The sequence below is a fragment of the Proteiniphilum sp. LBM24028 genome (assembly GCF_056629195.1).
The window spans coordinates 2,952,980-2,964,601 of sequence record NZ_CM152817.1; the positions used below are offsets into that span (position 1 = coordinate 2,952,980).

Here is an 11,622-nt window from a genome sequence, read left to right on the forward strand (position 1 = left end):
CGATTATTTTTTTTTGGTTTTTCCGTTCTTTACCTGGGTCATGATCTTCAGCAATTTCTGTGTATTCACATTACTATGAATCACTCCATCCACTTCCACAACAGGAGACTGAGCGCACTGCCCAAAGCAGGCTACCGTTCGCACAGTGAAAAGATGGTCGGAAGTGGTATAGGAGGAATCCGCACCATCTACACTGCTTCTTATACCCAACAAGGTAGTGACATTATCCAGGAGGCCTTTTGACCCTTTGGTGTGGCAGGCCGTACCCCTGCAGACAACAACCGTATGTTTACCCTGAGGCTTCAGATTGAAGTAGGAATAAAAGGTAGCTACACTGTACACCTGTGTATAAGGTATATTCATTTTCTTTGAGATCTCCGCCAATGTTTCACCAGATAAATATTTCAGGGGATTCTTCTCCTGTACTTCTTCCAGCGCGGTAAGCAACATGCCGGGCTTTCCCCGGTGCTTTTCTATAATCTCATCGAGGATGCCTCCCGGAAGCGGAGTGTGGGTTAGTGTTTCCATAAGACAGATTTTTTAAAAAGGCACATCGCAACAGATACATACTGAGATCTCCAGCATCTCTGGTAATCCATACTATTCACCTACAAATATAGTATAACTGCAGTAATTAAAGAAATATTTCTTTAATTATTTTCGATTCAGATTTTGCCTTTTCATATTTTCTTTACCGGCTGTCGTGTTGAGAGGTGAAGGAGAAAGCCGGAGCAGTCAGGATGATACAGAACGTGCAAATTACCAGGTAGTAGCAGTCTCCGGAAAAAAGTATGTATTCGTACTGAATTATTTTGTACTTTTGTGAAAAATTTGGGTGTTGCGCCCAACTATTTGACAGAACATGCAAAATTTAGAACTTAGTGAACAGGAAATCATACGTCGGCAGAGTCTGGATGAATTGAGACAGGTGGGAGTAGAACCTTATCCCGCTGCCCTGTATGAAGTAAACGCCTGGTCCACAGACATAAAATCAGAATTCACTGATGAGGCAAATCACCGTCAGGTAAGCATTGCTGGCCGCATCATGACACGCCGCATCATGGGAAAAGCCTCATTCATTGAGCTGATGGACTCCAAAGGACGTATCCAGGTATACATTACCCGTGACGACATTTGCCCCGAAGAAAATAAGGATCTTTATAACGTCATATTTAAAAAGCTGACAGACATTGGTGACTTCGTGGGAATTACCGGTTTTGTCTTCCGTACGCAAACCGGCGAGATCTCGGTGCATGCGGAAACATTTACCATTCTGTCAAAATCGCTCAGACCACTGCCGGTAGTAAAGATGAAAGATGGTGTCGCTTTCGACAAACTTACTGATCCCGAATTACGCTTTCGCCAACGTTACGTAGATCTTCTGGTAAATGACGGCGTGAAGGATTTATTTGTGAAACGTACCCGCATCTTTGATGCTATGCGGGAATATTTCAACAAGGAGGGCTACCTCGAAGTCGACACTCCCGTGCTCCAGAGTATCCCCGGAGGTGCTGCAGCACGTCCCTTCATCACACATATGAACGCGCTCGACATCGACCTTTATCTGCGCATAGCCAATGAATTATACTTAAAAAGGCTGATTGTTGGCGGATTTGAGGGGGTCTACGAATTCTCCCGCAACTTCCGGAATGAAGGAATGGACCGGACGCATAATCCGGAATTTACAGTAATGGAAATTTACGTGGCATACAAGGATTACCGCTGGATGATGGAATTTACCGAGAAGATGCTGGAACATATCGCATTGAAAGTACTCGGAACCACGAAGGTGAAGGTGGGAGATCATGAAATTGACTTCAAGGCTCCTTATCGCCGCGTGACCATGATCGATGCCATCAAAGAACATACCGGCATAGATATACACGGGATGGATGAAGAACAGCTCCGCGGGGTTTGTCACAAACTGGAAATAGAGCAGGATGAGACAATGGGCAAAGGCAAGCTGATTGATGAAATATTTGGCGAAAAGGCCGAAGGGCACTACATTCAGCCTACTTTCATCATCGACTACCCTATTGAAATGTCACCCCTCTGCAAACGGCACCGCGACAATCCGGAGCTCACTGAACGCTTCGAGCTGATGGTCAATGGAAAAGAACTTGCAAATGCCTACTCGGAACTGAACGACCCCATTGATCAACGCGCACGTTTCGAGGAACAACTTCGTCTTTCCGAGAAAGGTGATGATGAAGCGATGTTTATCGATCAGGATTTTCTGCGTGCCCTCGAATACGGGATGCCACCCACTTCGGGCATGGGGATAGGCATGGACAGGCTGACCATGCTGCTCACCGGGCAGACAACCATTCAGGAAGTGCTGCTTTTCCCCTTAATGCGACCTGAAAAGAAAGAAAAAAGAGATCCCGTGACAGAATTTACGCAAGCAGGTATTCCGGAGGAATGGGTAGCCGTGATTCAGAAAGCCGGATATCTTCAGGTTAAAAGTCTCCGCGATTTAAACCCCAACAAATTTCATCAGGAGATATGCGGATTGAATAAAAAGTTCAAAATGGGACTGAACAATCCCACGTCCGAGGAAGTTAAAGTATGGATAACCAGTGCATCGGAATAATCAAAACCGAAATTACGGACTAATATTATGACGGATTCAATCGGGAAAATCTGTATTTTGGGAGGCGGCACATGGGGTACTGCACTTGCCAAGATTGTATTGATGAACCAAAAGCATATGAACTGGTTCATACGTCGCGATGAGCAGATAGAAGGATTTTACAAACTGGGACATAATCCCAATTACCTGACCAACGTAAAATTCAATCTGGCCCAGATTACTTTTTATTCCAACTTCGAAAAGGCAATCAAAGAATCTGACACAATCATCATTGCCATCCCCTCTCCTTTCGTGAAACAATATTTCCGCAGGATATGGAACAGCACTTTCCGTGACAAATTTATGGTATCGGCGCTCAAGGGAATCATTCCCAACGACAACATGGTGATGAGTGAGTTTCTTGCCTCCAATTTTAAAATCTCCGCAGAAAATATAGGTGTCATCTCCGGACCCTGTCATGCCGAAGAGGTGGCGCTGGAACGATTGTCGTTTCTGACTGTTGCCAGCAAGGACGCATCTAAAGCCACACTGCTCGCCGAAGGGATTACGTCGCGTTTGCTCAAGGCCCGTGTATCGAATGACGTGGTGGGCATTGAACTTGCGGCAGTATTAAAAAACATTTACGCCATTGCCGCAGGTATCTGCCAGGGCCTGTTGTATGGCGATAATTTTCAGGCAGTACTGATGAGCAACTGTGCCGGTGAAATGGCGCGTTTTCTGAACGGCGTCCTGCCCATTGAACGAAATATCACCGAACAGCATTATCTGGGAGATATGCTCGTGACCGGTTATTCGCAGTTCAGCCGCAACAGGACACTGGGTGCCATGATAGGTAAAGGTTACTCCGTGAAGACGGCGCAGCTCGAGATGGAGATGATTGCCGAAGGATATTACGGGGCAAAATGTATTTACGAACTGAACAGCCGCTTCAGGATCGATATGCCCATTGCACAAACAGTTTATCAGATATTATATGAGAAGCTGGCACCTCAGGCTGCCATTAACAGGTTGATCGATTATTTTTGAAAGTATACAGAACCAACATTCTACGGATTAATACAGCATACACATGGATAGTATTCAATTAAACATTAAGCAGGTATTCGATTTCCTCTCAGAAGAGTTAATACTTAATCAGGCATTGCATGCCACAGCATGCAATCAGGCACTACACGACGGGTCACGTGAAGGAAATGACTTCCTGGGCTGGGTAAACCTTCCCTCTTCCATTACAGAAGAAGATTTCAGGGAGATCGAAGATGCAGCCACCGTGTTAAGGACACACTGCGACGCCGTAGTGGTGGTGGGTATCGGCGGGAGCTATCTGGGCGCCCGTGCAGTGATTGATGCCCTTACGGGATCATTCGACTGGCTACAGGACAAAAAATCACGTAAAAATCCCGTAATTCTTTATGCCGGCAACAACATCGGCGAAGATTACCTGCATGAGTTAATGGACTGGCTTCGAGACAGGGAGTTTGGCATCATCAACATTTCCAAATCGGGAACCACGACCGAGCCGGCCATCGCATTCCGTCTGTTGAAAGATATGCTGGAGAATAAGGTGGGCAAAGACGAGGCCAGACAGCGGATTGTAGCCATCACCGACGCCTCCAAAGGGGCGCTTCGCTCCCTTGCCACCACGGAAGGCTACAAGACGTTTGTCATCCCCGACAATGTTGGCGGACGTTATTCGGTGCTTACCCCCGTAGGGCTACTGCCCATTGCAGTTGCAGGGATAAATATCCGCAAACTGGTGGGTGGCGCCGTCGAAATTGAAAAGGCGACGGAACCGTCTACCTCTTTCGACTACAACCTCCCGGCCATCTACGCGGTAATTCGCAACGAACTCTACAAACAGGGCAAGAAGATTGAGATCCTGGTTAACTACCACCCCAAACTCCACTTCCTGGCCGAATGGTGGAAGCAACTCTACGGCGAAAGTGAAGGAAAGGACAACGTGGGTATCTTCCCTGCAGCAGTGGACTTCACCACCGACCTGCATTCCATGGGACAATGGATCCAGGAGGGAGAACGGACCATTTTTGAAACGGTGATTTCAGTGAAAGAACCAGGCAAGAAAGTACAAATTCCACATGACGACAGGAATCTTGACGGACTCAACTTTCTGGAAGGCAGACGAGTGGATGAGGTAAACAAGATGGCCGAACTGGGCACCCGCATCGCGCACGTAGACGGAGGAGTTCCCAACCTGCAGATTGAACTGCCGGAACTGAACGAAAAATATATCGGACAGTTGATTTACTTCTTTGAAAAGGCCTGCGGTATCAGCGGCTACCTGTTGGGGATCAACCCCTTCAATCAGCCGGGAGTGGAGGCATACAAGAAGAACATGTTTGCCCTCCTCGAAAAGCCGGGATACGAAGAAGCCACAAAGGCCATCAAGGCAAGACTGTAGTAATATTAAAGCTATTGAAAGAACCGCCGGGCCGCTTTAAGTGGCTCAGCGGTTTTATTGTAAAAAGAAATGAATAAATTATTGAACGAATACCTGCGACAGAATCAGCATCGCAGCTTCAACCTCAAGGCCGTCATCTTTGATATGGACGGCGTATTATACGACTCCATGCCGGCTCACGACAAGTCGTGGCAGCAAACGATGGACGAGCTTAAGCTGCAACACATACCCTATGAATTTTATCTTCAGGAAGGCAGAATAGGTAAATCGACCATCAACGCCATTTTTCAACGAAACCTGCAGCGTGACGCTACGGAGGAAGAAGAGCAGAGAATTTATGCCCGGAAATCGGAGCTGTTTCAGCAATACAACAGCGGCGCCACCATACCTGGAGCGAAGGAAGTATTGGACTACGTAAAAGAGGAGGGACTGACCCCTGTGCTGGTCACAGGCTCGGGCCAACCCTCCCTGCTAGACCGCCTCGACACCCATTTTCCCGGCGTCTTTACACCGGAAACAATGGTAACTGCCTTTGACGTGGTACACGGGAAGCCCCATCCCGAACCATTCCTGATGGGACTGGAAAAGGGTGGCAACCTGCAGCCCAACCAGGCCATCGTAATCGAAAATGCGCCACTGGGTATCGAAGCGGCAGTAGGTGCAGGTATCTTTACCATTGCCGTTAATACAGGTCCGCTTCCAGACTCGGTATTGACAGACGCAGGCGCAGCCATTGTCTTCCACTCCATGACCGAGCTGCTTGGAGCACTACCGGAAATAATCCATCTGACAAAGTCGATTATCGTATAAATCAGCCTCTTCATATTCTCCTCAAATTTAAGAGATTTGTTTCTTTTCCGTAATTTATCCGATTTTTACTAACTTTGCCGGAACAGCTGTAATCTCATAGAATATGCAGATAAATGAGTTCGGATTTCTTCGGGTGGCAGCCGCATCACCCGGGTTGAGGGTCGCAGATTGCGCTTTCAATACCCAGGAAATAAAAGCGGTGATTGAACGAGCCTTAAAGGAAAACGTACAGATTATTTGTTTTCCCGAACTCTCCATCACGGGATATACCTGTGGCGACCTCTTCTTCCAGGAAGCCCTGCAGCACAAGGCTGTGGACTCGCTGGCAGAGCTGGTGCCCTTTATGAAAGAAAGGCCCTCCCTCATTGCTATCGTGGGACTGCCACTAAAGATCAAAAGCAGCCTTTTTAATGTGGCTGCCGTTGTATCCGCCGAAGGCATTTTGGGGTTGGTCCCCAAAAAGAATATTCCCAACGACCGGGAGTTCTACGAAAAAAGATGGTTCGCCTCGGGGAACGATTTGCATCTGTTTTCGGTGGATATACACGGCGAAAAGGTGCCCATCACTCCCGGAGGCATGATTTTCCACACCCCGTATGCAAATTTCGGTATCGAGATATGTGAAGACCTCTGGGCACCCGTTCCTCCCTCCTCTGCCCTGGCACTGCAGGGAGCGGATATCCTGTTCAATCTCTCGGCCAGCAACGAGCTGGTGGGGAAACACCAATACAGGAAGTCACTGGTGCTCCAGCAGTCGGGCCAATGCAACGCGGCCTATGTCTATGCTTCGGCCGGCTGGGGGGAATCGACCACCGACCTGGTCTTCTCAGGAGCCTGTCTGATTGCGGAAAACGGATCGTTGCTGGCGGAGTCGAAACGTTTCTCGACAGAAAGCGAGCTGATCATTGCAGATATCGATATAGACGTGCTACGACACGACCGGATTAAAAACAGCAATTATCTGGCAGTCATGCCGGAATCCTCCGTGGAAATCGACTGCATGTTACTTCCCGGCACTCCCGACAAATGGTACCGGACATTTAACCCCTACCCGTTTATTCCATCCGAAGAGATGGCCGGAGACCATCTTCCGGAAGTATTCCAGATCCAGACACACGGCCTGGCACAACGGCTCCGGCATACCGGGATAACAACAGCGGTCGTGGGTGTTTCGGGGGGACTGGACTCTACGCTCGCTCTCCTGGTAACGATCAAAACATTCGACATCCTCGGACTGCCGCGTGAAAATATTCACGGGATCACCATGCCAGGGTTTGGTACCACCAAAAGGACCTATCACAACGCCATGGAACTGATGAAGTCGGCAGGCGTGACCATGAAGGAGATTTCCATTGTGGAAGCTGTCACTCAACATTTCAGGGATATCGGGCACCCCGTCGATGAGCACAACGTGACCTACGAAAACAGCCAGGCGCGCGAACGTACCCAAATTCTGATGGATTATGCCAATAAGACAGGCGGACTGGTGGTGGGTACCGGAAACATGTCGGAACTTGCCCTTGGATGGGCTACATACAACGGCGACCACATGTCAATGTATGCTGTGAACTCGAGCATACCCAAGACTCTGGTAGCCACACTGGTACGATGGATCGCCGATCACAGGATGGAAGAACCGGCCCGCAGCATCCTTCACGATATACTGGATACGCCATTCAGTCCCGAACTCCTGCCGGCGGACGAAGAGGGAAACATAGCCCAAAAAACGGAACATTTCGTGGGGCCCTATGTACTGCATGATTTTTTCATGCACCGCATGCTGCGGTATGGCGATGGGCCTAAACGTATTTTTTTCCTCGCCTGCCAGGCTTTTAGCAAAGCCTATGCTGCGGACGAAATAGGTCAGTGGCTGAGAGTATTCTACAAGCGTTTTTTTGCGCAGCAGTTCAAACGCTCCTGCATGCCCGACGGTCCAAAAGTGGGTTCCGTGAACCTCTCACCCCGCGGCGACTGGCGCATGCCGAGCGATGCCGTTGCTGACACCTGGCTCAACGAACTGAAAAACGATCCCGACATACATAATCCTGAACCCCGTATATCGAAACATTGAAACATCGAAACATCGAAACGTTGAAACGTTGAAAAAACGAACCCCCGAAACCCTAAAATATAAAAACGTTCAACCTTTTAAACATGCAACAACTCATCTCGCTTTTTACTGATTATACCGGAAAAGGTAATCCCGGTTTGGAGGCAATGCCCTCGTCGGGCTCCAACCGAAAATATTTCCGGCTTCAGCGCGACAACATCTCCCTTATCGGTGTACACGGGGAGTCGCACGACGAAAACCGGGCATTCATCCGGTTGGCGGAGCATTTCCGGGAACAGCAGCTGAGTGTTCCGCAAGTACTTGCCGTATCGGAAGACGAGATGTTTTACCTGCAGGAAGATCTGGGAAATACCCATTTATTCGATGTAATCAAGGGGGGCAGGCTGACCGGCGTGTTCAGTCACGACGAAAAAGAGCTTCTGCACAAGACCATCTCCCTGCTGCCCGATATTCAATATGCCGGAGCCCGTAATCTCGATTTCAGTGTCTGCTACCCGTTGCCTGAGTTTAATCGACGCTCTGTGATGTGGGATCTGAATTACTTCAAGTATAGTTTTCTGAAGACCACCGGTATGGATTTTAGGGAAGACCTGCTCGAAAACGATTTCGAGAAGCTGGCAGAGATCCTGCTGAAAGATGGTTCCCATACGTTCATGTATCGCGACTTTCAGTCTCGGAACGTGATGCTGTTGAAGAATGTCCCCTACTTCATCGACTTCCAGGGGGGACGAAAAGGGCCGGTTTATTACGATGTGGCATCGTTCCTATGGCAGGCGAAAGCCAACTTCCCGGCGGAGTTGCGCGACGAACTGATTGTGACCTACATTGCCGCGCTGCGGAAATACCGCCCCGTGGAGGAAGGAGACTTCCTCGAACAGCTGCGCCAGTTTGTCCTCTTCCGCACTTTACAGGTGCTCGGAGCATATGGATTCAGGGGATATTTTGAGAAAAAACCACATTTCATCCAGAGCGTACCCTTTGCCCTGGACAACCTGCGCGAACTGCTGAAAGACGGCTTTGACGAGTATCCCTATCTGTGCAATTTATTAAAGGAGATGACCGACCTCAAACAATTTGCCGATTCGCGCAAACGGGAGCTGGAGGTACGGGTTTATAGTTTTGCCTACAAGAAAGGCATTCCGGACGATGCCTCGGGCAACGGAGGCGGCTATGTGTTTGACTGTCGTGCCATCAATAATCCGGGGAAATATGAACGGTACAACAACGTGACCGGACTGGATGAGCCGGTAATAAAGTTTCTTGAGGACGACGGGGAAATAGTAACCTTCCTGAATGCCATCTATCCTCTGGTCGATCAGCATGTGAAGCGTTACATGGAACGCAACTTCACCAACCTGATGATCTCTTTCGGATGCACCGGCGGCCAGCACAGGTCGGTTTATGCCGCCCAGCATGTGGCGGAACATATCTCAAAAAAATTCGGGATAAAAGTATCGCTGATTCACCGGGAACAAAACCTGGAACAGGAATTCAGAAAACAATGAAAGCAATGATCTTCGCCGCGGGACTCGGCACACGACTAAAGCCTCTGACCGATTCCCTCCCCAAAGCGCTGGTATCGGTGGGGGGAAAACCCTTGCTGCAGCACATTATAGAAAAGCTCAAACAGTCGGGGTTCGATGAGATCATCATCAACATCCATCACTTTGGCCAGCAAATCATCGATTTTGTGGAAGAAAACAATCGTTTTGATATCCGGATTGAATTTTCAGACGAACGGAAGAAGCTGCTCGACACGGGCGGAGGTATCAAAAAAGCATCCTGGTTCTTCGACGACAATAAACCGTTCCTGGTACACAACGTGGACATCCTGTCCAATGTTGATCTCCACAGGCTCGTGATCTATCACCGTGAAGCCGGATCAGAAGCCACCCTGGTATGTAGTAAGCGTCAGACGTCACGTTACCTCCTCTTCGATGAATCTGACCATTTGAGAGGATGGATCAACGAAAGCACCGGAGAAATAAAATCACCTTTCCCGAATTTCAATCCGTCAGACTGCCAAAAGTTTGCCTTCTCCGGAATTCATATTCTTCAGCCTTCAATTTTCCGTTATATGCAAAATTTTCCGGACAAATTTTCCATTATTGATTTCTATCTTTCGATTTGTAAAAAAGAAAAAGTGAATACCTACCTTCCGGCAAACCTGAAGATGATAGACGTGGGAAAATGGAATTCCCTCGAAGAAGCTGAAAGCTTATTGCTATAATCATTTTGTTACGATGTACTTCCTCTATGTTTTCAGTTTTATCACTCTCTTTTAAAACTATACACATAATACTCATTCAAATATCCCCCCTATTAACCTAATTTTATTATTAATATAGACAACAACAAGGCTGTAAAATGTTAAATACTTGTCATATAATAAATATTTTTACTTTTTATTTGCTTATTAAAATATTTAATGTTTAATTTGCGGATATATAAATAAATTATTTAATCCTATAAAAAATCAAAACTTGTCAAAATAAAAAAAATGATTAATTTTAATAGTTTATCAATGCAATATAGAACCGAATTGCTTGAAAATGTAATTCCTTTCTGGCTTACACACTCTCAGGATAAAGAGTTCGGGGGCTATTTCACCTGTCTCGACCGGCAGGGAAACATCTATGACACAGATAAGTTTGTATGGCTACAGGGACGCCAGGTTTGGATGTTCTCTATGTTGTATAATAAGGTGGAAAAAAGGCAAGAGTGGCTCGATTGCGCCATTCAGGGTGGAGAGTTCCTGAAAAAACAGGGACACGACGGTAATATGAACTGGTATTTCTCTCTAACCCGCGAAGGAAAACCTATCATTGAACCCTACAACATTTTCTCTTACACCTTTGCAACAATGGCTTTCGGACAACTGAGTAAAGCCACAGGAAACTCTGCCTATGCAGAGATTGCAAAAAAAACATTCGATATCATACTTTCGAAAAGAAACAACCCGAAAGGAAAATGGAACAAAGCATATCCGGGAACGAGAAACCTGAAATCATTCTCCCTGCCCATGATCCTCTGCAATCTGTCACTCGAAATCGAACACCTGCTCGATAAAGAATTTCTGGAGCAGATTATGGAAGAGTGTATCCACGAGGTGATGGAGATCTTTTTACGCCCCGAGTTAGACGGGCTGATCGTGGAGAACATAAATGAAGATGGTTCCCTCTCAGACACCTTCGACGGTAGGCTTATGAATCCCGGACATGCCATCGAGGCAATGTGGTTCATCATGGATCTGGGCTTAAGACTCAATCGTCCTGCATTGATCGAAAAAGCGGTAGAGACAACGCTGAAAATGGTAGAATACGGCTGGGACAGGGAGTATGGCGGCATCTACTATTTTCTGGACCGGAAAGGTTTTCCTCCTCAACAATTGGAATGGGATCAGAAACTATGGTGGGTACATATTGAGGCACTGATTTCCCTGCTGAAAGGCTGTCAGCTGACAGGTTCACAAGAATGTCTCTCCTGGTTTGAGAAAATTCATGACTACACATGGAGCCATTTTAAAGATCCTGAATACCCAGAATGGTGGGGTTATCTCAACCGCAGGGGAGAGGTACTGCTCGATCTGAAAGGTGGCAAATGGAAAGGTTGTTTTCATGTTCCGAGGGGTTTGTTTCAGTGCTGGACCATTTTAGATAAAATAAATCAAATTGAAAATAGAACAACAATTGAGGAAAATATAACAGTACAATAATCTAAAGAGTAGCT

9 protein-coding genes are annotated in these 11,622 nt (G+C 47.2%); 8 read left to right on the forward strand and 1 reads right to left on the reverse strand.

Annotation, left to right across the window (positions count from 1 at the left end):
* Window positions 1-3 precede the first annotated feature (3 nt).
* On the reverse strand, window positions 4-528 hold the full coding sequence (locus AC1HCU_RS11890; protein WP_480366235.1) for an NADH-quinone oxidoreductase subunit NuoE family protein: 525 nt from the start codon (window positions 526-528) through the stop codon (window positions 4-6).
* Between the two features lie 334 nt (window positions 529-862).
* On the opposite strand from AC1HCU_RS11890, the gene lysS reads away from it, so the two are divergent.
* The 8 genes from lysS (at window position 863) to AC1HCU_RS11930 (ending at window position 11,608) form a co-directional block, all read left to right on the forward strand.
* Complete coding sequence (lysS, locus tag AC1HCU_RS11895; protein WP_480366237.1) at window positions 863-2,593, forward strand: lysine--tRNA ligase; 1,731 nt, start codon at window positions 863-865, stop codon at window positions 2,591-2,593.
* 27 nt (window positions 2,594-2,620) lie between these two features.
* A complete protein-coding gene (locus AC1HCU_RS11900) occupies window positions 2,621-3,619 on the forward strand; it encodes an NAD(P)H-dependent glycerol-3-phosphate dehydrogenase (RefSeq protein WP_480366239.1) in 999 nt (332 codons plus the stop codon).
* A gap of 43 nt (window positions 3,620-3,662) precedes the next feature.
* Window positions 3,663-5,012, forward strand: a complete 1,350-nt coding sequence (locus AC1HCU_RS11905; RefSeq protein WP_480366241.1) for a glucose-6-phosphate isomerase — start codon at window positions 3,663-3,665, stop codon at window positions 5,010-5,012.
* Between the two features lie 69 nt (window positions 5,013-5,081).
* On the forward strand, window positions 5,082-5,822 hold the full coding sequence (locus AC1HCU_RS11910; protein WP_480366243.1) for an inorganic diphosphatase: 741 nt from the start codon (window positions 5,082-5,084) through the stop codon (window positions 5,820-5,822).
* Window positions 5,823-5,925: 103 nt separating this feature from the next.
* Complete coding sequence (locus AC1HCU_RS11915) at window positions 5,926-7,893, forward strand: NAD(+) synthase (protein ID WP_480366245.1); 1,968 nt, start codon at window positions 5,926-5,928, stop codon at window positions 7,891-7,893.
* Between the two features lie 83 nt (window positions 7,894-7,976).
* On the forward strand, window positions 7,977-9,398 hold the full coding sequence (locus AC1HCU_RS11920; RefSeq protein WP_480366247.1) for a RapZ C-terminal domain-containing protein: 1,422 nt from the start codon (window positions 7,977-7,979) through the stop codon (window positions 9,396-9,398).
* Window positions 9,395-10,123, forward strand: coding sequence for a nucleotidyltransferase family protein (locus tag AC1HCU_RS11925; RefSeq protein WP_480366249.1), 729 nt, complete (start codon window positions 9,395-9,397; stop codon window positions 10,121-10,123). Before AC1HCU_RS11920 ends, AC1HCU_RS11925 begins: the two co-directional genes overlap by 4 nt.
* 294 nt (window positions 10,124-10,417) lie before the next feature.
* Complete coding sequence (locus AC1HCU_RS11930) at window positions 10,418-11,608, forward strand: n-acyl-d-glucosamine 2-epimerase (protein WP_480366251.1); 1,191 nt, start codon at window positions 10,418-10,420, stop codon at window positions 11,606-11,608.
* Window positions 11,609-11,622 lie beyond the last annotated feature (14 nt).

Coding starts and splice junctions, on each gene's coding strand:
- AC1HCU_RS11925 (WP_480366249.1), top strand. CDS start 9,395: ATGAAAGCAATGATCTTCGCCGCGGGACTCGGCACACGACTAAAGCCT.
- AC1HCU_RS11900 (WP_480366239.1), top strand. CDS start 2,621: ATGACGGATTCAATCGGGAAAATCTGTATTTTGGGAGGCGGCACATGG.
- AC1HCU_RS11910 (WP_480366243.1), top strand. CDS start 5,082: ATGAATAAATTATTGAACGAATACCTGCGACAGAATCAGCATCGCAGC.
- AC1HCU_RS11905 (WP_480366241.1), top strand. CDS start 3,663: ATGGATAGTATTCAATTAAACATTAAGCAGGTATTCGATTTCCTCTCA.
- AC1HCU_RS11890 (WP_480366235.1), bottom strand. CDS start 528: ATGGAAACACTAACCCACACTCCGCTTCCGGGAGGCATCCTCGATGAG.
- lysS (WP_480366237.1), top strand. CDS start 863: ATGCAAAATTTAGAACTTAGTGAACAGGAAATCATACGTCGGCAGAGT.
- AC1HCU_RS11930 (WP_480366251.1), top strand. CDS start 10,418: ATGCAATATAGAACCGAATTGCTTGAAAATGTAATTCCTTTCTGGCTT.
- AC1HCU_RS11920 (WP_480366247.1), top strand. CDS start 7,977: ATGCAACAACTCATCTCGCTTTTTACTGATTATACCGGAAAAGGTAAT.
- AC1HCU_RS11915 (WP_480366245.1), top strand. CDS start 5,926: ATGCAGATAAATGAGTTCGGATTTCTTCGGGTGGCAGCCGCATCACCC.